The sequence below is a fragment of the Cupriavidus sp. UBA2010 genome (assembly GCF_002335265.1).
Lineage (GTDB): Bacteria > Pseudomonadota > Gammaproteobacteria > Burkholderiales > Burkholderiaceae > Cupriavidus > Cupriavidus metallidurans.
In genome coordinates this window covers 383,274-406,470 of the sequence record NZ_DDCI01000020.1, presented here as the reverse complement: position 1 = coordinate 406,470, position 23,197 = coordinate 383,274, and the positions used below count along the sequence as shown (strand labels likewise).

At 63.8% G+C, this 23,197-nt stretch carries 20 protein-coding genes; 6 read left to right on the top strand and 14 right to left on the bottom strand.

Features of this window, described 5'->3' with window-relative positions:
• The first annotated feature begins 13 nt into the window (after positions 1-13).
• Genes B2246_RS16415 through B2246_RS16405 form a run of 3 tightly spaced genes read left to right on the top strand, consistent with a single transcriptional unit; the run spans position 14 to position 3,050 of the window.
• Positions 14-1,153: an acyl-CoA dehydrogenase family protein gene (locus tag B2246_RS16415; protein WP_286881864.1), complete on the top strand. Its 1,140-nt coding sequence runs from the start codon at positions 14-16 to the stop codon at positions 1,151-1,153.
• Complete coding sequence (locus B2246_RS16410) at positions 1,150-2,253, top strand: acyl-CoA dehydrogenase family protein (protein ID WP_186426229.1); 1,104 nt, start codon at positions 1,150-1,152, stop codon at positions 2,251-2,253. Before B2246_RS16415 ends, B2246_RS16410 begins: the two co-directional genes overlap by 4 nt.
• Positions 2,254-2,279: 26 nt before the next feature.
• Complete coding sequence (locus tag B2246_RS16405) at positions 2,280-3,050, top strand: SDR family NAD(P)-dependent oxidoreductase (RefSeq protein WP_286881865.1); 771 nt, start codon at positions 2,280-2,282, stop codon at positions 3,048-3,050.
• Between the two features lie 70 nt (positions 3,051-3,120).
• Here B2246_RS16405 and B2246_RS16400 read toward each other — a convergent pair whose 3' ends face one another.
• The 13 genes from B2246_RS16400 to B2246_RS16340 form a co-directional block, all read right to left on the bottom strand.
• Entirely contained in the window at positions 3,121-4,053 is a 933-nt protein-coding gene (locus tag B2246_RS16400) for a LysR family transcriptional regulator (RefSeq protein ID WP_186426227.1), read from the bottom strand.
• Between the two features lie 102 nt (positions 4,054-4,155).
• Positions 4,156-5,301 (bottom strand): CaiB/BaiF CoA transferase family protein, encoded by a 1,146-nt coding sequence (locus tag B2246_RS16395; RefSeq protein WP_186426226.1) that lies wholly within the window; start codon positions 5,299-5,301, stop codon positions 4,156-4,158.
• A gap of 45 nt (positions 5,302-5,346) precedes the next feature.
• Positions 5,347-6,318, bottom strand: coding sequence for a Bug family tripartite tricarboxylate transporter substrate binding protein (locus tag B2246_RS16390; protein WP_186426225.1), 972 nt, complete (start codon positions 6,316-6,318; stop codon positions 5,347-5,349).
• Between the two features lie 77 nt (positions 6,319-6,395).
• Positions 6,396-7,178: a crotonase/enoyl-CoA hydratase family protein gene (locus B2246_RS16385; RefSeq protein ID WP_186426224.1), complete on the bottom strand. Its 783-nt coding sequence runs from the start codon at positions 7,176-7,178 to the stop codon at positions 6,396-6,398.
• A 146-nt stretch (positions 7,179-7,324) separates the two neighbouring features.
• Complete coding sequence (locus B2246_RS16380) at positions 7,325-8,065, bottom strand: IclR family transcriptional regulator (protein WP_186426223.1); 741 nt, start codon at positions 8,063-8,065, stop codon at positions 7,325-7,327.
• Between the two features lie 259 nt (positions 8,066-8,324).
• Positions 8,325-9,095 (bottom strand): citryl-CoA lyase, encoded by a 771-nt coding sequence (locus B2246_RS16375; protein ID WP_186426222.1) that lies wholly within the window; start codon positions 9,093-9,095, stop codon positions 8,325-8,327.
• Positions 9,089-11,224: an acetate--CoA ligase family protein gene (locus B2246_RS16370; protein ID WP_186426221.1), complete on the bottom strand. Its 2,136-nt coding sequence runs from the start codon at positions 11,222-11,224 to the stop codon at positions 9,089-9,091. The genes B2246_RS16375 and B2246_RS16370 overlap by 7 nt, the downstream gene beginning before the upstream one ends.
• Positions 11,221-11,721 carry a MaoC family dehydratase gene (locus tag B2246_RS16365; protein WP_186426220.1) on the bottom strand — a complete coding sequence of 167 codons (501 nt, stop codon included), beginning with the start codon at positions 11,719-11,721 and terminating at the stop codon, positions 11,221-11,223. Before B2246_RS16365 ends, B2246_RS16370 begins: the two co-directional genes overlap by 4 nt.
• A 29-nt stretch (positions 11,722-11,750) precedes the next feature.
• Positions 11,751-12,914, bottom strand: a complete 1,164-nt coding sequence (locus B2246_RS16360) for an acyl-CoA dehydrogenase family protein (protein WP_186426219.1) — start codon at positions 12,912-12,914, stop codon at positions 11,751-11,753.
• Positions 12,907-13,656, bottom strand: a complete 750-nt coding sequence (locus B2246_RS16355) for an SDR family NAD(P)-dependent oxidoreductase (RefSeq protein ID WP_186426218.1) — start codon at positions 13,654-13,656, stop codon at positions 12,907-12,909. Before B2246_RS16355 ends, B2246_RS16360 begins: the two co-directional genes overlap by 8 nt.
• 31 nt (positions 13,657-13,687) lie before the next feature.
• Positions 13,688-14,428, bottom strand: coding sequence for an IclR family transcriptional regulator (locus B2246_RS16350; RefSeq protein ID WP_286881868.1), 741 nt, complete (start codon positions 14,426-14,428; stop codon positions 13,688-13,690).
• Between the two features lie 470 nt (positions 14,429-14,898).
• On the bottom strand, positions 14,899-16,320 hold the full coding sequence (locus B2246_RS16345) for an aldehyde dehydrogenase family protein (RefSeq protein WP_286881869.1): 1,422 nt from the start codon (positions 16,318-16,320) through the stop codon (positions 14,899-14,901).
• 8 nt (positions 16,321-16,328) lie between these two features.
• Complete coding sequence (locus B2246_RS16340; RefSeq protein WP_186426215.1) at positions 16,329-20,051, bottom strand: alkyl sulfatase dimerization domain-containing protein; 3,723 nt, start codon at positions 20,049-20,051, stop codon at positions 16,329-16,331.
• A gap of 381 nt (positions 20,052-20,432) precedes the next feature.
• Between B2246_RS16340 and B2246_RS16335 the strand changes: the two genes are divergently transcribed.
• Positions 20,433-21,059 (top strand): TetR/AcrR family transcriptional regulator, encoded by a 627-nt coding sequence (locus tag B2246_RS16335; RefSeq protein WP_187192335.1) that lies wholly within the window; start codon positions 20,433-20,435, stop codon positions 21,057-21,059.
• 77 nt (positions 21,060-21,136) lie between these two features.
• Here B2246_RS16335 and B2246_RS16330 read toward each other — a convergent pair whose 3' ends face one another.
• Positions 21,137-21,274, bottom strand: coding sequence for a hypothetical protein (locus B2246_RS16330; protein ID WP_187192334.1), 138 nt, complete (start codon positions 21,272-21,274; stop codon positions 21,137-21,139).
• A 136-nt stretch (positions 21,275-21,410) separates the two neighbouring features.
• Here B2246_RS16330 and B2246_RS16325 point away from each other — a divergent pair, with 136 nt between their 5' ends.
• Positions 21,411-22,169, top strand: a complete 759-nt coding sequence (locus tag B2246_RS16325; RefSeq protein WP_186426213.1) for an SDR family NAD(P)-dependent oxidoreductase — start codon at positions 21,411-21,413, stop codon at positions 22,167-22,169.
• Positions 22,166-23,101: a sigma-70 family RNA polymerase sigma factor gene (locus B2246_RS16320; protein ID WP_186426212.1), complete on the top strand. Its 936-nt coding sequence runs from the start codon at positions 22,166-22,168 to the stop codon at positions 23,099-23,101. The genes B2246_RS16325 and B2246_RS16320 overlap by 4 nt, the downstream gene beginning before the upstream one ends.
• Positions 23,102-23,197 lie beyond the last annotated feature (96 nt).

The following is a 23,197-nucleotide window of genomic DNA, read 5'->3' as shown; positions in this document are numbered from 1 at the left end:
CGGAAGGACAATCATGGACCTGCTCTATTCCGAGCAACACAAGGCTTTCCGGCAGGAGATCCGCGACTTCATCGCCGAGAACCTGCCCGACGAGATGCGCCAGCGCTTGCGCGCGGGCGGCTTTGCCTCCAAGGCGGATACCGAACTGTGGCAACGCAGGCTGAACGCGCGTGGCTGGGGTGCGCCGGCATGGCCCAAGACCTTTGGCGGTGCGGGTTGGGATGCCGCCGAGCAGCAGATCTTCGCCGACGAGTGCGCCTGCGCGCCGGCGCCGCCGCCGCACATCTTCAATATCACCATGCTGGGCCCCGTGCTGGTTCACTTCGGTAGTGATGCGCAGCGTAAGTACTTCCTGCCCAGGCTGCTGAACGCAGACATCCAGGTCTGCCAGGGTTTCTCTGAACCCGGGTCGGGTTCCGACCTGGCGTCCCTGAAGACGCGTGCCGAGCGTACGCCCGACGGCTACCTGGTCAATGGTCAGAAGATCTGGACGAGCCAGGCGCACTACTCTGACTGGATCTTCTGCCTGGTGCGCACCGATCCGGGCGCCGCCAAACCGCAATCCGGCATCTCGTTCATCCTCATCGACCTGAAATCGCCGGGCATTACCGTGCGGCCGATCATCAGCATCGACGGGCGGCACAGTCTGAACGAAGTGTTCTTCGACAACGTGCGGGTGCCGGCCGAGAACCTCGTGGGCGAGGAGAACAAGGGCTGGGACTACGCCAAGTTCCTGCTCGGCCACGAGCGCGCCTACATTGCCGGAATCGGACGCAGCAAGGAACGCGTGGCCTATGCCAAGGATCTGCTGGCGCGCCTGGAGGCCGAAGGCGGGCCCGCCGACATGCTGGCGCCGTGGCGCGGCCGCATCGCAATGATCGAGGCCGATCTGCATGCGCTGGAAGTGACCCAGTTCCGCATGCACGGTGGTCATGCGGACATGAAGCTGTCGCCGATGCTCAAGGCGCGCGGTAGCGAAATCTTCCAGGCCATTACCGACCTGATCTGCCGCATGAGCGGTACCGACGCATTGCGCGCGGACACCGGCACGCTCACCAAGTCTTTCCTGTACTCGCGCGCTGTCTCGATCTTCGGCGGCAGTACGGAAGTCCAGAAGAACATCCTTTCCGCCACTGTCCTGGACCTGCGATGAACCTGCAACTGAACGACATCCAGCAGCAGTTGCTGGACAGCCTGACGCGGCTGCTTGGCCGTGAGTATTCCTTTGAGAAGCGCCAGCAGTATGTAGCGAGCGACGACGGATATGGCGTGCAGGCGTGGCGCGCGCTGGCGGACCTTGGGGTGTTGGGCGCGGCGATTCCCGAGGCATTCGGCGGATTCGGCGGCGATGCCGTCGACCAGATGCTGATCTCGCAAGAACTGGCGGGCTGCCTGTCGCTGGAGCCCTACCACGGCACGGCAGTCATGGCGGCCACGGCATTGGCCGCTGCGGGCTCCGACGAGCAAAAGGCCAGGCTGCTGCCACGCATCGCGCAAGGCGAAGTGAAAGTCGCATGGGCCCATGGCGAAACCGTCCCGGGGCGCGTGTCGGTGCAAGCCACGGCCGGGTCCGAAGGCTGGCGCCTGCTCGGCAGCAAGCCCTGCGTCGTCCATGGCGCGGGCAGCGATTACCTGATCGTGTCCGCGCAGGTTGCGGGAAGCGGTGTCAGGCTCTTTCTTGTGGATGCCCGGAGCACAGGGGTACGTCGCGAAGCCTACCGGCTGATTGACGGGACGCCGGCTGCGGACGTGCAGATGGATGGAACCCATGCCGAATTGCTCGATGCCGAGGCGAGCGACGCCGTGATCGGGCAGGTGCTCGACCACGGCATCAATGCGGCCTGCGCCGAGATGGTCGGTGCCATGCAAGCCGCATACGGCCTGACGGTCGAGTATCTCAAGACACGCAAGCAGTTCGGCAAGCTGATCGGCGCCAATCAGGCCCTGCAGCACCGTGCGGTGGACATGCTGGCCGCGCTGGAGCAGAGCCGCAGCCTCTCCCTTTCGCTCGCGCTGTCGCTGGCCGGGCGCAATGATCTGGCCGCGGGCGCGCAACAGGTGCATGCCGCCAAGGCCTGCATCGGCCAGGCCGCACGTCAGGTCACGCAGGAAGCCATCCAGATGCACGGTGGCATCGGCATGACGGAGGAGTACGCCGTGGGGCACTACCTGCGCCGCATCCTGGTGCTCGACCAGTTGCACGGCGACACGCAATACCACCTTGGCTGCCTGGAAGGCCGCCAGTACCACTGAACCTGTTGAAAGAAGAGGAGAACACCATGTCGGATCTTATGTCCCTGAAAGGGAAAGTCATCATCGTCACGGGTGCCGCGCAAGGCGTCGGCAGGGCCACGGCGGAGCTTGCGCTGGCGCTTGGCGCCAAGGTCGGCCTGGTCGATATGAAGGGGGACGCGTTGCAGGAAATCAGCGCGCGCTTCCCCGACCAGACGGTGGCATACGTCGGTAGCGTGTCAGATGCCGATTTCGTCGCGTCGTCGATGGAGCACGCACTGTCCCACTTTGGCAAGGTCGACGGATTGGTGAATTGCGCCGGCATCGTGCGCGCGGCGATGATCGAGAACATGACGCTGCAGACCTGGAACGAGGTGATCGATTGCCACCTGACCGGTTCCTTCCTGTGGCTGCAGGCAGTGGGGGTGCATCTGGTGGAGCGCGCCAGGAAGGGCGAGGCGGTCAAGGGCTCCATCGTCAATATCTCGTCCGAAGCGGGTCGCCGTGGCTCGATCGGACAGATCAACTACTCCAGCGCCAAGGCAGGCATGCTGGGCATGACCATGAGCGCCGCGCGCGAGTGGGGCAAGTACGGGGTGCGTACCAACTCGGTCTGCCTGGGCGTGGTGGAAACGCCAATGACCGAGACCATCCGCGGTGATCGCTTCCGTGATGGCATCCTGTCGATGATCCCCATGGGACGCTGGGCGCAGCCGGAGGAAGTTGCGCAACCGATCTGCTTCCTGTTGTCCGACGCCGCGTCGTACATTCTGGGCCAGCACATCGGCGTTAACGGCGGATATCACCTGGCGAGTTGAGTGGGTCGCCAGCACGGTGCCGGGTGCCTCACGCCCGGTGCCGTGCCGGGATCTCGCTCCAGTCGCCAGATCAGCCTGCCGTCTGCGCCGGCGACGTGGGCGACGCGGGTGGCTCCGGCATGACCTCGCGCGCGATGGCAACGAAGTTGCGCGTGGTAGCGTTGACCGTTTCCGGCAGCGCTACCAGCGCAATGCCAAGGTTCATCCTGGGCGGCATGCCGGTCAGGCGAACCAGCTTCACGCCATCGCCGGCCTGCCTGCCAGCCGTGGCGGGCACCAGCGCCACGCCCAGGCCGCTCTCCACCAGCGCCAGGATGGAAGGCACCTGGACGGCCTCCTGTGCGATGGGGGGCTGTATGCCGGCCTCGTGAAACGCCATCATCGTCATCGAGTGCATCGCCGGAACGAAGGTTCGCGAGTAGAGGATGAACGGCGTAGTGCCGAGGTCCGCCAGGTCCACCTCGTGGTGCGCGGCCAGCGGTGAATCGGCGCTGACAGCCAGCACCATCGGGTCCGGCTGCAGCAGCAATACGGTGGCGGCGGTCCGTTCCAGGATCGGGTAGCGCACCAGGGCGATATCGAGGGAGTGCGCTTCCAGGCGGCGCAGCAGCTCGACGGTGGTGGACTCTTCGATGACGAGATCGACGCGCGGATACTGCAGCCGGAACGTGCGGATCAGCCGCGGCATCAGCGAATACACGGCAGAGCCAACGAAGCCCACGCGCAGCTTGCCTTGCTCTCCGCGCTCGCCTTCGCTGGCGGCACGACGGATCTCGTCGGCAAAGAACAGGGTATTGCGCATCTGGCGCAGTACGGTCTCGCCTACGGGCGTCAGGCGCAGGCCCGACGGCAGCCGTTCGAACAGGGTCACCCCCAGTTCTTCTTCGAGCTTGCGGATGGCGGTGGACAGAGGCGGCTGCGCCATGTGCAGCCGCTCGGCGGCGCGGTGGAAGTTGAGCGTTTCGCTCAGCACAAGCGCCTGCTTGATCTGACGGAGGTCCATACGGGTGAAAAGTCGGTCGGGGCACTATCGCCGCGCGACCGACTATGCGCGAAGCCGGGCAGATGCGCAATCGGCCATTGCCCTGTGCGCGCTTCAGGCACTTCAGGCACCGGAGGCGGCCAGCGCGAGCAGGCGGTCGATGCTTTCCGGCGGTAGCCAGCCCGACAGCACTTCGGCGTAGCGGCCGATATCAGGCGCGCTCGGCGCAACGGGCGGCGGGCCGGGCGTGCGGCTGAAGCGCGGGGCGGGGGCAGGTTGAGGAATCCCGTCGACCTCCACGAAGGTCCGGCGCGCTTTCAGGTGGAAGTGCTGCGGCGCTTCCTCGAAATTCAGGACGGGCGCAAAGCAGGCATCGGTGTTGTCCAGCAGGCGGCACCACTCGTCGCGTGTGCGCGTGCGAAAGATCTCCGCCAGTTGCTCGCGCGCGGCTTCCCAGTTGCTCGCGTCAAGCTGGTCGCCAAGGCTGACGGGGTCGACACCAATCCGTTCCAGCAGGTCGCGGTAGAAGCGTGCCTCGATGGGCCCCACCGAGATCCAGCGCCCGTCCCGGCATTGATAGACGTTGTAGTAGTGGGCGCCAGAATCCAGCACGTTGGTGCCGCGCTCCTGTTGCCACTGGCCGGCAGCCGTCATCCCGTAAAAGACGGTGCCGAGTGTCGCTGCGCCGTCGACGATGGCGGCATCGATAACCTGTCCCTGTCCCGACCTGGCGGCTTCGATCAGGGCGGCAAGGACGCCCGTGACGAGAAACATCGCGCCGCCGGCGAAATCACCGAGGTAGGCCGGCGGAATAGCAGGGGGCTGATGACGTCCGCCGATGGCGTTGAGCGCCCCCGTCAGCGCGATGTAATTGATGTCGTGGCCGGCGGCATGGGCCAGCGGGCCGGTTTGGCCCCAACCCGTGACCCGCCCGTAGACCAGGCGCGGGTTGCGGGCCAGGCATTCGTCCGGGCCCAGCCCCATCCGTTCCGTGACGCCGGGGCGGAAGCCTTCGATCAATGCGTCCGCCTTGGCCACCAGGTCCAGCACGATGGCCACCGCCTGCGGGTCCTTCAGATCGAGCGCGATCGACTTGCGGTTGCGCAGCATCAGGTCGAAGCGGCGCTCGCGCTTGACGCCGAGATCCGCTTCGCCTGGGCGCTCGATACGCAAGACCTCGGCACCCATGTCCGCGAGCAGCATGCCCGCCATGGGGCCCGGGCCGATTCCGGCCAGTTCGACGATCTTCATGCCTGCAAGGGGGCCCATGTCTCTCCTCTCCTTTCGTGTTGGATGGGGCGTGCGCGGGCGAGGCTATTCCACGGGAATTCCGGCCGTCTTGACGATCTCGCGCGTACGGTCGATCTCGGTGAGCTGGAATTGCCTGAGCTGCTGGGCGTCGCCGGGATATACGCTGCCGCCGAGGTTCTCCACGAATTTCATGCTGTCTGGCTGCTGCATGGTTTCGTGAACGGCATCGGAGAGTGCCTTGACGATTTTCTGCGGCGTCTTCGCCGGCGCGAAAACGCCGGTCCAGGCGAAGACCTCGAAGCCAGGCGCGCCACTTTCGGCGACGGTGGGCACTTGCGGGAGCTCCTTCAGGCGCTGTGCGTCGGTGACGGCCAGCGCACGGAGCCGGCCACCGCGAATCAGCGGCAGGACCGCGCTGATCTCGCCGATCGAATAGTCGACGTTGCCGGCGGCGACGTCGGTCATGGCAGGTGCCGTGCCCTTGTAGGTGATCGGGTTGCCCTTGATGTGGAAGCGCTCATGGAACAGCTCGACGGCTACCTGGTATCCGGCGCTGCCACTGGCGTAGTTGAGCTTGCCCGGCGCCTTGCGCGCGGCATCCACGAGGTTGCCCAGTGTCTTGTAGGGTGAGTTGGCCGGCACCACGACGACCATGGCAAAGCGCGCGATACGCGCGACGGCCGCGAAATCCTTGACCGGGTCGTAGGGCATGGTGCGGAACACGGCCACATTGGTCACCATCGACGAATTGCTGCCGACGAACAGCGTATAGCCGTCCGGAGCGGCTTCCGCCACCGCGCGTGCACCAATAAAGCTGTTGGCGCCAGGGCGGTTCTCCACCACGAAGGGCTGCTTGAATTTCTCGCCCAGATGCTGCGCAATGAATCTTGCCGTGGTATCGGCGCCGCTTCCCGGCGGTAGCGAGACGATGATCTTGACCGGTCGGCCTGGGTAGTCGGACTGCGCAGTTACCGGGGCCACGCTCAGTGCCAGCGACGCCGCGATCAGACACCGCGTCAGGATGTGGGATGCCATGATGTCTCCTTGGAGTTGTTGCCGCCGCGGCGTATCGTTCGCCGCTTATGCGGGAGGTCGGAAGGGGGAACGGCCTGTCAGGCGCGCCGGTTGAGGAACGCGCCGAGAGCGGCCTCGTGTTCGGCCGTATGGTGTGCCATGGCCTGAAAGCCGGCGGACATTTCCAGGATGGTATCCATCCGCGCATGCGTGGACTCGCGCAGCAGGCGCTTGGTCATGCGCAGGGCATGTGCGGAATTGCGGGCGATTCGCTGGGCCAGTTCCATTGCGGTCGGCAGCAGTGCTTCGGGCGATACCAGCTGTGACACGAGCCCCCAGTCCAGTGCCTGACGGGCATCAATGGTGTCACCGGTAAAAGCGAGTTCACAGGCGCGCGACATGCCAACCACGCGCGGCAGGAGCCATGCGCCGCCATCGCCTGGGATGAGTCCCAGCTTCACGAACGTGGCTGCGAAGACGGCTTGCTCGGACGCAATCCGGATATCGCACAGGCAGGCCAGATCATTGCCAGCGCCGAGGGCTGGACCATTGACTGCCGCAATGATGGGCACTTCCAGGCCGAGTAGCGCCAGCGGCACGCGCTGAATGCCGTCGCGATACGCATAGCGCGACTGGATAGGCTCCCCCAGTCCGCTTCCCATCTTGTCGCGCAGGGTCTTGAGATTGCCGCCGGACGAGAAAGAAGGGCCGGCGCCGGTCAGGACCGCGGCACCGATGGACATGTCTCTGTTGAGCGTGTCGCACATCTCTACCACGGCCTGTACGGCATCGTCGTCGGAAATCGCATTGCGCGTTTCCGGGCGGTTCATGGTGATCAGTGCCACGGCGCCTTCGCGCCTGAAGTCCAGAAAATTGTTCATGGAAGTATCGAATGGAATGGCTGGAACCAGTCTTGGCGGAGCGCGCGCTCCGGTTGGATTCCATTCGATGCTACGGATGGCAGGGCGATGTGAAAAATACTTTCGGTATGTCGCGCAATACATCGCCTGTATCGCGCGACGGCAAGCTATGCCGCTTCCATCAACGCGTCGCGGACCTCAGTCAGCGCGGCAAGATAGGCGTCGTGATTCTTTTTCATTCGTTCCGCGGGGCCCGCCACGGAGATGCCTGCGGGTTGTCCTCCCAGCAGACCTACGACTGCCAGGCCATACACGCCCTCGCTGCCTTCCTCGCGGGCGTCGTACCAGCCGCGCTTGTGGCCGCGGGCGATCTGGCCCATGAGCGTGTCGATATCGACTACGGTCTGCGTCGTAAGTGGGCGCAGGCCACTCCTTTCCAGCGCGGCACGTGCCGCGTCGGGTGGCAGCAGGCTCAGCAGGCCTTTCCCGAGTGCCGAGGCATGGAGGGCTGCCCGCGATCCGACTTCAATGATGTAGCGCAGCGGCAGGCGGCTGGGCTGGGCGGCAACGACCTTGACGGCGGAGGTATCGAGCACCCCGAAGAAAACGCTTTCGTTGGTTATTTCTCCAACCTGTTCCACCGCTTCCTGCGCGACGGCGCTGAGTGGATCGTTCTCGGCGATCTGGCGGCCGACCTCGAACAGGCGTCCGGTGGGATAGAAGCGTCGGGAACGGGGGGTGCGCATCAGGTAGCCGAGCGACTGCAGCGTATGAAGCAGGTCGGACGTACTGCTCTCCGGCAAGGCGAGCAGGCGTGCCATGTCCGAATTGGACAACTCGCGTCGTTCGCGTGCGAAGACTTCGAAGACCGCCATGGCGCGGCCAGCGGCAGGAATCAGGGTGGGCATGGTTGCGGCAGGCGTGAGTTCGGTTTCCGCCAGTACTATACGAAATTTCGTAGGTTGCCGGAAGCCTGCCGTGAGGCGTTATCGCACGCCGCCGCCCTGATGTAACCGATGGATATCTTTCCTGTTATGGCCGTTGACGGACAACACCTCGTCGGCGACGTGCCCAAGATTGGCTGCGGCCAGGGCCGGTGATACCCATCATGCCGGTCATCGCCTGCGAGACGATTTCCTTGGGTCTTCGATGGCCCGGAGCCACACGTCATGGCAACTCGTTGCGCGGATCGTCCTTCAGCACGAGTTGCCACGCCTCACGTGCCATCGGGTGCGTCTTCTCTTCCAGCACATGGGCCAGCAGCCCGGCCGAGCGGCCCACCAACGCCAGTCCTCGCGCGATCAATGGGTCCAGGCCCATTGCCGCCACGATTGCCCCGATCGCTCCCACCACGTTCATGGGTAGCTTGCGGTTCTGCTCCTTCACCAGCACTTCGACGATGGCCTCCATCAGGCGCCAGTGCACGCCGTAGTAGCCGTTGTCGCGCGACAGCGCACGCAGCGCGGGTACACGCGGGTCGCCGTCGACGTGGATCGGATGGCCCACGCCGAAGATCGACTGGCGGCGCTCCTTGTGGCGGCGGATCAGCGCGCGGGCGGCTTCGTGGATTTGTGCATCCGTTGCGTCGTCCGTCAGTTCGCGGGCACCGTCGTTGAGCATCTCCGCGGCGTTCTGCATGGGGCCGAGGAATACGCTACCTGCACCAAGCAAGCCGGTTGCCACAGCGCCCTGCAGCGCCTCTGGCGCACCGATATAGGTCAGTCGTGCTGACAGGGAGCTTGGCGTGATGCCGTGATCGGCGGTCGTCACCAGCAGCGCGTTGACCATGACCTTTTCGCGCGCGGAGGGCAGGCGCGACAGCGTGGTGAAGAAGATCATGTCGACAAAGTCGAACTTGCCGATGATCTCGGTGGAAAGGTTGAGACCACGCACCATGATGGTGTCGGTGGTGGTGTAGCCGATGTCGGTCTTTACCATGTGGAAGGCTCCGTGCCTTGATATGAGAGGACGGCGTCCAGTGCGACCACGCCCTGTCCCTGCGGGCGGACCGCGAGGGGATTGATCTCCAGTTCCTCGATGTGGCCGGCGTGCCCGGCGACGAAGTCGGAGAGCTTCACCAGTGTGTCGACCAGTGCGTCTATGTCGAACGGCGGCTGGCCACGATAGCCCTTCAACAGTTCGTGGCAGCGGGTCTCGGCAATCATCGCGCGTGCCGAAGCGGGCGTGAGCGGTAGCAGGCGGCGGCTGACATCCTTGAACAGCTCGATGCTTACGCCGCCCAGGCCAAACGTGCAGACGTGGCCGAACACTGGGTCGCGATGAATGCCGACCACGGCTTCGACGAAAGGAGCGGGCAGCATCGGCTCGACCAGCACTCCCTCGATCCGCGACGGGTCGCACGCCCTGGCGCCGTTGGCATGGATCTCGTCGTACGCGGCTATCGCCGCGTCTTCGGAGGCGATACCCAGCCGCACGCCGCCGATATCCGTCTTGTGGGTGATGTCGACACTGATGATCTTCATGACCGCCCGCCCAATTCCCACCTTGCTGAAGGCCTGCGCAGCCTGCGCCGGCGAACTCGCCACGATGCCCTGGGGTGTGGCAATGCCCGCCTGCTCCAGCAGCACCTTGGTTCTTGCTTCGGACAGGTTGCTCGTGACGGCACTTGTCGTGACATCGGCGAGGGGGCGCCATTGGTGCTCGAAGCCCGCCTTCCAGCGTCCATATTCGATAAAGCGCTGGATCGCCAGTACGGCGTTGCCTACCGCGCGCATCGGCATCAGCCCGCCGTCGATCATCTTCCGGTGGCCTTCGCCGGTCCGGTCGCTCATCCAGACCGGCACGATTGGCGTGCCCGCAACCTCGGCCTGCACCCGAACCATGCTATCGGCCAGCATGGCAGTGGTCTTGCCATACTCGACCGGGATCGGTACCAGCACCAGATCGGTATTGGGGTCGCTGGTCGTGGCCTTGAGAGTGGCATAGCTCACCTCGGTATTGACCAGCACCTCCGCCGTGACGTCCACCGGATTATTGAATGCCGCAAATCCGGGCAGGGCGGCACGCAGCGCTTCGATCGTCGCCGGGGCAAACTCGGACAGCTTGAGCCCCGCCAGGCCGACCATGTCCGAAGCCAGCGCAGCGGTGCCGCCGGAGAAGCTGTACACCGCCAGTTGTTCCTTGCCGGTGGGTTTGCGCCGTGCCAGTAGTGAGGCAACATCGATCAGTTCGTCGATGTCGTCAACTTCGATGATGCCGAGCTGGCGGAACACCGCACTGTTGATCTCGGCCGAGCCCGCAATGGCGGCGGTATGTGACTGCGCGGCCTTGGCGCCGTACTCCGACTTGCCGACCTTGATCGCCACGATGGGCTTGCCGCGCCGGGCCGCGTGCAGGGCAGCTTCCATGAAGCGCGGGCCGTTGCGCACACCTTCCAGCGTGGTGACGATCACCTCGATGTCGGGGGCATCGGCCATGTAGTGGATGTAGTCGCTGACCTCGAGGTCCACTTCGTTGCCGCCCGAACACCACAGGCCGACGCCTACGCCACGGTCCATTGCCTGGATGAACGATCGGCCCAGGCCGCCACCCTGGGTGGCGACCCCGATCGGGCCGGGCCGACGGTCGAGGCGCCATGCCGGCGAGAAGGTCAGGCCGAGGCGCGCATTCATATTGTTCAGGCCGGGGCAGTTCGGGCCATAGATGCGCATGCCGGTGCTGGCCACGATCTCGCGCATCTCGGCTTCCACTGCGCGGCCGTCTTCGCCGGTTTCTCCAAAGCCGGAGGTGAATACGATGGCGAACCCGATGCCACGCTTGCCGCAGTCGCGCAGCGTCTGGATGACCATGTCGGCGCGCACGGCGAGGATGGCCAGGTCAGGCGGTGTCGCCAGGTCATTCACCGAAGCGAGGCACGGCCGGCCATGGATTTCGGTGCGCCCGGGATTGACAAGGTAGAGATCGCCCTTGAACTCGGAGAAAACGGTCAGGTTCTCCAGCGTTCGGCCGCCGATGCTGTCAGCCTTCTCGGACGCGCCGACCAGCACGATCGAGCGTGGGTTGACCAGCCGCGACAGGTCGCTGAAGCCGGTGGGCTGGCGCGTCATTGTGCGTCCCCCGGTGTGCGGCGCTTGAACAGGCAGGTGGCTGCCATTTCGGCCACCACTTCTCCCCGCTGATTGATGGCCTTGCGCAGGAAGGCAACGATGCCGCGATCCGGGCGGCTGGTGGTCTTCTGTTCGACCACTTCGATCTCAACACGGATGGTGTCGCCAATGAACGTGGGCTTTGGGAACTTCAGGCGGTTCTCCAGCACGCTGAACAGCGACCCCTCGAAGAACTGGTTGGGGATCGAGCGCGAAGTCAGCCCCGCCATGAAGGCGGCCACCAGCATGCCGTGGGCAATGCGCTGGCCGAAGATGGTGCCCTTGGCGTACTCGGCATCGACGTGCACCTTGTTGAAATCGCCGGTCAGCGCCGCGAAGGCGGCTACGTCCGCTTCGGTGATGGTGCGCGAGGAAGTGCTGTACGTCATGCCGGGCACCAGGTCTTCCCAGTAGAGCGTGGTGTTGGCGATCTGTTCGAGGATGGCAGGTTGGGTCATGTCTTGTGTCTCGGGGTGATGTGGATGGATCAGGTCAGTGCGCTGATGCCGAGGATTTCGCGACCGATGATGAGCGTCTGGATCTCGGTGGTGCCCTCGGGAATCATGCCGCCGCGCGTATCGCGGAAGATCCGTTCGATTGGGTAGCCGGTGGCATAGCCCATGCCGCCGTGCACCTGCAGTGCCAGGTTGGCGACGTCGAATGCGGCCTCCGTGGCGTAGAGCTTGGCGATCGAACACTCCGTGCGTGATGTGCCGTTCTGCATCGAGCGTGCCGCGCGGTAGCCAAGCGAGCGTGCCGCCTGCGTGCGCATGGTCATGTCCACAATGTGCTTCTGCACGAGCTGGAATGAGCCGATCTGGCGACCGAACTGCTTGCGCTGTTGCGCGTAGCCAACCGACAGGTCGAGCGCGCATTGCGCCGCACCCACCGCGCCCATGGCCACGTTCAGCCGGCCAAAGTTCAGACCGATCAGGATCTGCCGCAGGCCCTGGCCTTCCTGGCCCAGCAAGTTGGCAGTGGGAACCTCGGCGTTCTCGAACGTAAACGCAGCGGTCCCGGTGCTGCGGGTGAACATGGTATCGACAGGCGTGACGCTGTACGCGGTGACGTCTCGCTCGACCAGGAACAGCGAGAGTTCGCCATTGCAGGTCTCGCTGAAGGTGCGGGCCACCACGATGCCGAAGTCCGCGAACATGCCATTGGTGATCCACAGCTTGCTGCCGTTAAGCACGTAACGGTCGCCACGCTTGTCGGCACGGGTCTTGATTTCGGCCACGTTGGAGCCCACGTCCGGCTCCGAGATCGACACGAAGGTCTTGCGCTCGTTGCGCAGCAGCGGGCGCATGAAGCGTTCCTTCTGCGCCTCGGTGCCGTAGGCGTTGATGATGCCCGAGACAATGTTCAGGCCATTGAGCAGGATGCGCAGCGACAGCCAGCAGTAGCCGGCTTCTTCCATCATGACTGCCCAGGTGAGGTAGTCCAGGCCCAGTCCGCCGTCTGCTTCGGGAAGGTACCCGCCGAAGTAGCCGAAGTCGGCCAGTCCGGTCAGTACCTCGTGCGGGAAGTGCTTGTCCTTTTCCGCCTGGTCAATACGCGGGGCGACGTGTTCTTTCAGGTAGCGGCGGATGTTGTCGCGCAGCAGTTGCTGGCTGGCGTCCAGCCCATCGACGTCGACAGTCAGGTCAGCCATATCGGCCTCCGGTCACGAAAAGGGTGGTGCCCGTGATGTAGCGGGCGTGCTCGGAAGCCATGAAGGCGACAGCGCCTGCAATGTCGCAGGTCTGGCCCGGGAACGTCACAGCGTTCTTGGCCATTACGTTGGCCAGGATGGTGTCGTAGTTGGGCAGGCTTTTGATGTACTCGGTCTCGATATAGCCGGGAGCAATGGCGTTGACTGTCACGCCCTTACGTGCCTGTTCGAGCGAAAGCGCGCGCGTGAAGCCGATGATGCCGGCCTTGGCGGTGGAGTAGTTGGCCTGACCCGGGTTGCCAAACAGCGCTCGGGAGCTGATGTTGATGATGCGGCCCCAGCCCTTCTCGTGCATGAAGGGCAGCGCCGCACGCGTGGTGTGGAAGGCGCCCTTGAGCGTCACGTCCAGCACTAGGTCCCAGTCGGACTCTTCCATCTTGAGGATGGTGCGGTCCTTCACCAGCCCTGCGTTGTTGACCAGTACGTCGAGGCTGCCGAAGGCATCCTTGCCGGCGGCTACCATGCCGCGTACCTGGTCCTCCTGACGAACATCGCACTGTACGGCGATGGCCCTGCCACCTTCGCGCTCGATGCCGCAGGCGGTTTCGCGAGCTGCGTCGAGATCCAGATCGGTGATGACAACAGCCATGCCCTCCTGCGCCAGCATGCGGGCGGTTTCGGCGCCGATGCCGCGGGCCGAACCCGTGACGATTGCCACGCGGTCTTTTAATCCAAGATCCATGTGTCCTCCCTCTCCTTTGGTTTGCTTCGGGTTAGTGGTCGGCCAGCATGGAGTCGCGCACTTCGCGCAGGGCCGCCAGATAGGATTCGCGATGCTTCTCGATACGTTCGCTGGGGCCGGCCAGGGAGATCGCCACGGGCCGCTCTCCCAGGCAGGCTGGCACGGCCAGCGCTGTCACGCCGTCGGTGCCTTCGTCATGGGCCTCGTACCAGCCTTGCGCGCGACCGTGCGCCAGTTGAGTCATCAGTTGTGCGAGGTCTACCACCGTGCTTGGCGTGACGGCGGGCCGCTTGGCGGCTTCCAGCCGCGCGCGCGCTTCGTCTTCAGGCAACTGGCCGAGCATGGCCTTGCCCAGCGCGGATGCATGCAAGGCGACGCGCTCGCCCACGTCGAGGATGTAGCGCAGGGGCAGCCGGCTCTGGGCCACGGCGGCTACACGTACCGCCAGCGGCTCCAGCACGCCGAAGAACGCGCTTTCGTTGGTCATGTCGGCAAGTTGCGTCACGGCTTCCTGGGCGAGCCGGGTCAGCGGGTCGTTTTCCGCGATCTGCCGCCCGGTTTCCAGCAGGCGGCCAGACGGATAGAAACGCCGTGTGCGCGTGGTGCGTATCAGGTAGCCAAGCTTGTGCAGCGTATGCAGCAGGTCGGAACAGCTACTGTCGGCAACGGCCAGCAATTTCGCCATCTCGGAATTCGACAGGTCGCGTCGTTCCCGGGCGAACACTTCGAAGACGGCCATGGCACGGCTGGCTGCGGGAATCTGGGTGGGCACGATTGAGTCGATCCGTGGTTGTTTTATCTACGAACAATGGTAGAAACTTACGGCGTATCGAATTACGTGGCAAGATGAATTTCGAGGGGGTGATTATGTCTACGATATGTCGTAGTTGGTGGGGCTGAGCGCCTCAGCAACTGGATACTTGGTGATTTCGGTGACGGGCGCATGTTCCGAGGGCTTTTGTCGCGGCAGGTGTGCAACGCCCCGGGTCATCGGGTAATGCAGGGCAGGGCACGAGGTGCCCACCTCCAGGCTCCGGCTGGCTCAATCCGACCCTTCCGAGATGATCAGATCGATAGGTCAAACGGCCGCTCCCGTAGGGGTAGCGGCCGTTCATGATGCGAGAGCAACGGGTTATGCGCCGTATGCCCGATTGCTCCGATCGATACGTGCGATACGCGTCGCTACCGAAGGGCCGAACACATGTATGCGTCGAAAGCGTTCTGCTCGGTGCCGCGCACACCTCACAGCGAAACGGCTTTCACTTCCAGATACTCCGTCAGCCCGTGGACGCCATTCTCGCGGCCATTGCCGGACGACTTGTAGCCGCCAAACGGTAACGAGAAATCCAGCGGAGCACCGTTTATCCTGACGGAGCCTGCACGGAGACGCGCCGCCACACGGAGCGCCCGGGCACGGTCGCCAGAGGCAATATAGGCGGCGAGTCCGTAGTTCGTATCGTTGGCGATTGCGATGCCGTCTTCTTCGCTGTCGTACGGAATCATTACGAGTACCGGCCCGAAGATCTCCTCGCGGGCGACGGTCATGGCGTTGTTGACATCAGCGAAGACTGTCGGTCGCGTATAGAAGCCCTTGTCGAGCCCTTCCGGGCGGCCTGGGCCGCCGGCGATCACGCGCGCGCCTTCCTCGATGCCGACGCCGATCATGTGCTGGACCTTCTCATATTGCGCTCGGTTCGAGATCGGGCCGAGCTTCGTTGCCGGATTGGCCGGATCGCCCACGGTCAGCGCACTGGCGGTGGCAGCGGCCACGCCAACGGCCTCCTCATAGTGGGTGCGCGGCACGAGCATACGGGTCGGCGCGATGCAGGTCTGGCCTGAGTTCATCATGATCGAGGTTACGCCGCCTTGCACGGCGGTGGCGATGTCGGCGTCATCCAGGATCAGTAGTGGCGATTTTCCGCCCAGTTCCTGATGCACGCGCTTGACGGTCGGCGCGGCGCTGATCGCCACTTCCACGCCGGCCCGGGTAGAGCCGGTGATCGAGATCACGTCGACGTCCGGATGCGACGACAGACGCGCGCCTACCGACTTGCCTTCTCCGTAGATCAAGTTGAACACGCCGGCCGGCGTGCCGGCATCGTGCATGATCTGCGCGAACAGGTATGCATCGAGCGGCGCGATTTCGGATGGCTTTAGCACGATTGTGCAGCCGGCGGCGATGGCCGCACTGACCTTGGTAGCGATCAGCATGAGCGGCCAGTTCCACGCGGTGACCAGCGCGGCGACCCCGATCGCCTCGCGGCGCACGAAGCTCGCCCCGTGTGTGGATTCGAACTCGAATGTGCGCAGCGCCTCGAGCGTCGCACTCATGGCCGCCAGCCCGACCGGCGCTTGCACGGCATTGCACACGCTGATCGGCGCGCCCATTTCGGTTCGCACGGCCTCGCTGAGGTCGCCCAGGCGCTCCTTGTAGAGCGCCATGATGCGGCCCAGCAGCGCCATGCGCTCCTCGCGGCTCGACTGCGACCACGACGCGAACGCCGCGCGCGCGGCGGCCACGGCGCGGTCGGCGTCGGCGGCGGTGCCCAGTGACAGCTTGCCGATGACTTCCTCGGTGGCTGGATTGACGACATCCATTGTGGTCGCGCCGGCAGCCGGCGCAACCCACTGGCCATCAATGTAGAACGTGTCGATTTTTCTCATGGCGTTGGTCAGTGCTTGGCGAGCGGCATTACGATATTGAATGAGGGATCGAACGTGGTCATTAAGCCCATCAGTTCGGCCAGCTTGTGCCCGTCTCCTTCGATCCTGATCTCGCCGTTGCGCATGGCCTCTGGCAGTGTGATCTGGCGCAGGCTGATGCGGTCGAGCGTGCTCTTGGTCATCGTCACGGTCGCATCGGGCTTCTCATGTCGCATGCCTTCGCGGTAGGTCAGCACGCCATTGCGCAGCGTGAGCGCGAAAGGCTGGCCCAGATCGGAGAAGACCCAGTTCAGCACCATGTCATGGCCGACCGCCTTGTCGGAGTCGAGCCGCACGCCCATGTAATCAAAGAACATCGACGGCGCCAGCGCCCGGACCAGATCTTCTGCCTGCCGCGTGGAATTGGAGCGCGGTCCGTTGCGCAGCTCGAGCGCGCCGGTCAGGTACATGTTTCGCCATAGCGAATTCTCGGTCTGGTAGCCAAGCTGCTCAAGAGCGTCGGCCTGCGCGTTGCGCGCCTCCTGATTCTGCGGATCGGCAAAGACGAGCCGATTACCGATCTCGGCCGCCCAGCGATAGTCACCTTTGGCGATGGCGTCGCGCATCATTCCTAGCACCTTGTCCGAGCCGCCCATCGCCTCGACGTAGCGCCGGCCGGCTGCCTCGGGTTCGAGCGGGTTCAGGTTGGCCGGATTGGCATCGTAGAAGCCAAGGTAGCGCTGGTACACCGCGCGGGAATTGAAGCTCAGCGAACCGTAGTAGCCGCGCGCATACCACTTCTTCTCGAGATCGCCCGGCAGCTTCTGCATTGCTTCGGCGATTTGCATGGGGGTCAGACCCTGGTTCAGCAGGTGCAGCGTGCGGTCGTTGAGGTAGGTGTACATGTCGCGTTGATCCGCCAGCAGCGTGCGAATGCGCTCGCCCCCCCAGGTCGGCCAGTTGTGCTGGGCGAGGAGTACGTCTGTCCTGTCGCCGTATCGCACAAGGCTTTCGTCAAGGAACTTGCCCCATGCCTTTGGGTCGCGCACGAGCGCACCGCGCGGCGTGAGGATGTTATGCATCGTACGCGTCGCGTTCTCGGCCATGCACAGCGCACGCATCTGCGGCAGATAGAAGTTCATCTCGGCCGGTGCTTCGGTTCCGGGCGTGAACTGGAATTCGAAGTCGACGCCCGCGATGCGGCGCGTTTCGTACGGTTTGGAGATCGTGACGGTCGGCGCGATCAGGCTGATGGTCCCGCCTGCCATGTTGCTCTTGCCGATGCCCGTATCGACTTGCCCGTATTCGTTGCGCGGCACGGCGGCGGCAGCCTGATACATCGCGCGCCGGAACATTGCCGTGCCGGCAAAGACGTTCTCGCTGACCGCTTCCTGCATGAACCCCGCTGGCGCGTAGATCGCCACCTTGCCGCTCTTCACGTCGGCTTCGTCGATCACGCCGCGCACGCCGCCGAAATGGTCGACGTGGCTGTGCGTGTAGATCACTGCCACCACCGGCTTGCGCGGACGGTTCGCGTAGTAGAGCGTGAGCGCGGCTTTGGCCGTCTCGGTGTACATCAGCGGGTCGACGACGATGATGCCGCGATCGCCTTCGATGATGGTCATGTTCGCCAGGTCCATGCCGCGCACCTGGAATATGTGATCGGCCACCTTGAACAGGCCCGCATTGCTGTTGAGTTGCGCCATGCGCCATAGGCTCGGATTGACCGAATCCGGATTCTTGGCCGCACTCTCGAATGCGTAGGCCGACGCGCTTCGGATGGATTTGCCATCGGCGTTGAGAATCTCGCCTGTGAAGGGCGAGACCAGACCGCGACTGGCCTCTTCGTAGTCTTTGCGGTCGTTGAACGGAAGCTGCTGCAGCAGGGCGGCGTTCGCCGCCGTGGTCATTGCGCTGGCCGGCTTGGGCTGTTCGGCGGCATGCACCGTTTGCGCGCCGGAGGCTACCGCAAGCGCGGCAGCGGTAGCCAGCGTCATCCAGCGGTTGCGGGTCGCAGATCTTTGCGACGCGGCGCTCTGCAGCGCAGCGCCTGCAGGTACGCGCTGCGCTGGCGGCTGCGATCCGGTTTCGGCTACCGCCTGTCGGAACGAGGCAGCGTCCGCGCGCCGAATGCCGCGGACGAGATCGGCCGCCTTCTCGCCAATCATGATGGCCGGCCCATTGGTGTTGCCGCCAATCACGGTCGGCATGATCGAGGCGTCCGCCACGCGCAGGCCCTCGACGCCGCGCACGCGCAGTTCGCTATCGACTACCGACTCCGCATCGCTGCCCATACGGCAGGTGCCAACCGGATGGAAGATGATGTCGGCCTGTTCGCGAATCCATTCGCGCACGGCGGCGTCGTCGCTGCCATCGAGGCGCAGGTGGCCGTAGTTGTGCGCGGCACCGCCCAGCGTCGCGAGCGATGGCTGCGCCAGTATGCGCCGCGCGATGCGGACGCCAGCCACCAGCGTTTCCATGTCGCGCGCGTCGGAGAGCAGGTTCTGGTCGATGCTTGGCGAAACGCGTGTGTCGGCGGACGCGAGCCGTACCTGTCCGCGGCTGTACGGTCGCAACACGCAGGCATGCAGGCAGTAGCCATGCACATTGCGTTTTTTTGAATCGCCGAGCGTCGTAGAGAAGTGCAGTTGCAGGTCTGGATTTTCGAGGTCGGGGCGGCTCTTCACGAAGCCGCCTGTCTCGGCGATGTTCGAGGCGAACATGCCGAACCGTTCCTTCTTGTAGCGGCGCCATTCGCTGAGCAGGCGCAGCCCCCCGCGCACCGTCGCCGCGTAAAGGTCGGTGCTGGACAGGCGGTGCATCAGCTTCATGTCGGGGTGTTCCTGGAGATTCTGGCCCACGCCGGGCGCATCGACCACCACGCCGATGCCGTGCTCGCGCAGGTGTGCGGCTGGGCCGATGCCAGACGCCATCAGCAGTTGCGGCGAGCCGAACGTGCCGGCACTGAGAATGACCTCGCAGCGGGCCATCAGCATGCTCTCTACACCGTTGCGCACTACGCGTACGCCGACTACGCGCTTGCCTTCGAACACAACACGCAGAACCTGCGTGTCCGGCAGCACGCTAAGGTTCTCGCGTTTGCCGTTCAGGGCGTCCTGGTTTCCACGGTGCAGGTACGCGCGCGCCGTGTTCCAGCGCTCACCGTCTCGCTGCGTGCGCTGGTAGTAGCCGACTCCTTCCTGCTGCGCGCCGTTGAAGTCGTGGTTGTAAGGAATGCCGGCGCTCTGCCCGCATTCGACAAAGCGGCGGTCGAACGGGTTGAGCGATCGCGTGTCGACCACATACACCGGCCCGCGGCCGCCGTGCCACGCGTCTTCATCGTGGCCCGCGAGGCGCTCATTGCATTCGGATCGCTTGAAATAGGGCAGCACGTCTTCCCACGCCCAGCCGTCGCAGCCTGACGCGGCCCAGCCGTCGTAGTCGGACGGCACACCACGGATATAGATCATGCCGTTGATCGACGAACTGCCGCCGAGGCCGCGTCCACGAGGCTGGTAGCCGCGACGGCTGTTCAATGCCGGCTGAGGTTCAGTGACGAAACCGTAGTTGTAGCGACCGGGCTTTGGCACCGTCGCGGCGAGGCCGATGGGGATTGTGATAGCCGGGCTGAAGTCATGGCCTCCGGTTTCCAGCAGTGCGACGCTTTCCGTTCCTGCGTCGGCAAGCCGTGCCGCCACGGCGCATCCGGCCGATCCGGCGCCAACCACGATGTAGTCGAAAACCTCGTTCATATTCGCTTCTCAGTATCGGTTCTGCTCAAGGCGGACAAGGCGTGGCCTGGTCGCCCTTGACGACCCTCTCGCCGGCATCCGCAAGATGAATTTATAGTCGGGATTATATTTTTGACGAGGTGCCGAGATGAGTTCAAGAGGCCTGCGGGGTGGCTCGGGAAAACCACTAAGGGACATAAATTGGGGGGGGGCTGAGGTGCTTATGGTGAAGGCGCTGCCAATCGCAGGCGGGGCGGGGCGAGTCACGCCGAAGATACGGATGACTGCTCCCCAACTTATAATCATTGACTCTCCGGCCTGCGCTACAAGCCAGATGAAGGGGGAATACAGGAAAACCCGACGAGCCATACGTGCTGAAGAGCCATGACAAAACACAAGGCGTTGACCGCACTGGATGGACAGGCTGGATTCGTCCCTCCTCGCTACACCCGCGCGGAACGGACGACGGACGCCCTGTTGCGCGCCGGACGCGAATTGCTTTCCGAGCGAGCGCTGGACAGCGTGACAATCCAGGAAATATGCACGGCAGCGTGTGTGACGACCGGGGCGTTCTACGGCAGGTTTGACAGCAAGGGAGCTTTCTTCGGCGCATTGCAGGCCGTGACGCGGAAGGACTCGGGCGACGCGATGCGGGCGCGGTTGGCGGCGCTGAAGGAAGGCGAGTGGACGCTGGAGGCCGCGATTCACGCACTGCTGGCTGAGTTGCGGCGCTTGGTGCTGCGCCATCAGGGTGTGCTGCGGGCGTCGATCTTCGAAGCTCATGGCACAACCTGGTCTCGCATTCAGGAAGGGCGATATGCATTCATCGAGGAAGCCGTGCCTGTGCTACTACGTCTGCACAAACGGGCTGACCCGGTGGTGGCGGACCGGCGCATTCGGATTGCTTTCCAGTTCGCCATCGGGAGCATTATTAATGCGATGCTCAACAATCCCGGGCCGCTGCGGCTGGCGAGTCGGGAGTTCGATGAAGAACTGGTGCGGGCGTTCTGCGCTTACGTGAACGCCTGAATCGCCGACGGGCGAATCGGCAAAAGGACTTGGACGTTGGCGCTGCCGGGCTTTCTAAGTTTGCGCTCTGGCTGGCATCAGCGCAGGTAGGGAACTTGCCTGCTCTCATCGCCCAACAGCGTGACATGCCAGAAATAGTTGTCTCCCGCATCTGCCAGGTAGCCAAATTCGCGCTTGAGGTTGGCACTGCAATAGGAGCGAAGTCCGTGATTCATCGAAAGTGCTTCTCAATGCTCGTACGGTGGGCATGGCGGGGCGGTTCGTCTACGGAATCGCCGTAGGCTCAAGCCAGTTTGACTCTTTTTCCACCCTTGGATCGTCTTAGCTTCACCTAAACAATGGAGTCGAGTCATGAGCCTGAAAGGGAAGAATGTCGTCGTTACAGGGGGAAGCCGCGGTCTCGGCCTGGGACTGGTGGAGGCGCTGGTTGACCAGGGCGCAAATGTGACCGTTGTTGCGCGCGGTACGGAGGCACTTGACGCTGCAGCTAGCCGCCTAGGCGTCGCCACGATTTCGGCGGACATCACTGACGAAGCTGCTGCGCATCGAATTGTCGGGGACGTCCGACCGGACGTTCTAGTGCTGAATGCCGGCACGACACCCCGTATGGGCCGGTTGGATCAGTTGAACTGGAAGGACTTCTCCGTCGCCTGGGAAACGGATGTCAAGGCTGGCTTGTATTGGCTTCAGGCGGCGCTTAACGTCCCGCTCAACCCCGGAAGCCGCGTTCTGGTCGGATCGAGCGGTGCGGCCGATAATGGCTCGCAGATGACTGGGGGCTACGGCGGGTCCAAACGCATGCTTTGGTTCATGGCGAAGTACGCCAACGGGGTCTCTCAAGAGAAGAAGCTCGGCATCCGCTTCCAGGCGATTGTTCCGCGAACGATGATCCTGGGCACGGGAACCGGGGATGCGGCCGCAGGCGCCTATGCGAGAGCCATGGGCATCACGCCGGAAGAGTTCATTACTCGTTTTGGCTCCCCAATGCCGCCCAGGACTTTCGGTGATCGGGTGATCTCCGTGTTGGAGGACCCGCAATTCGCCGAGGGTATCGTTTTCGGAATCAACGGCGACGCCGGTGTTGTCGTCATTGAAGGGGGGGCAGTTTGAGCAAAGGCCAAAACTCTGCGGACGACGCGCAACGGGCCGAACTCATCGCCTTGGCCGAAGAGTTGCGGCCTGAACTTCACCGCTACTGCTCGCGCCTGATGGGCTCGGTCATCGAAGGTGAAGACGTGGTGCAGGACACGCTTACCCGGGCGTTGGTTGCCGTTGACGAGATGCTGGACGTTCGGACAGTACGCGCCTGGCTGTTCCGGGTAGCACACAATCGGGCACTCGACTTGTTGCGAAGTCGCGCCATCCGAGCAGCAGAACCGATCGATGCTGCCAACGATGTCGCGGATGATGAAGCCTCTGACCCTGTGGAGACGTTGATGCGCCAGGAGGCGATCAAAACGGCGGTGTCGCGGTTCATGGAGCTTCCGGTGCTTCAGCGCAGCGTCGTAGTTCTTAAGGACGTTCTCGACGAGCCGCTTGTGGAAATCGCGGCCCTCCTTGACCTCACCGTGGACTCGGTGAAGGCTCATCTTGCACGCGGTCGTATGCGTCTGCGCGAGATCAACATGGCCACCGGCGAGCAGCCGGTTGCCCTGCCAGCGTCCGATGCGGTAGCGCGCTACGTAGCCTTGTTTAACAAGCGCGATTGGGACGGCCTGCGAGCACTCCTGGCGGGCGACGTGAAACTAAAGCAGTCGACTCACCCAGTTCGTGTCGGCGCCGACGACGTCGGGATGTTCTTCAGTGTCTACTCAAGAATTGATGGTGTTTGGCTTGTTCCCGCATGGCTTGAGGGCCGGGAAGTAATTGCCGTCTTTGAAAGCCGTACAGATCCGAAGCCTAGCTACATCATGTGGCTGGAGTGGCGCGAGGGCAAAATTAGTTTCATTCGAGATTACCGCTATGTGCGGTATGTCGTCACCGACGCAGAGTTGATGCTGGCGCCGGACGGAGAGTGGAGCGCTTCCATCGGCCTGATCTGAGGATCCCGCGTTCGCGCGTCTTCTGGTGGAAAGCCAAAGCATCACTTCGCTTGCGCCTGCGTTTTACGAGAAAGTAGTTTGTTCAACATGAAATAG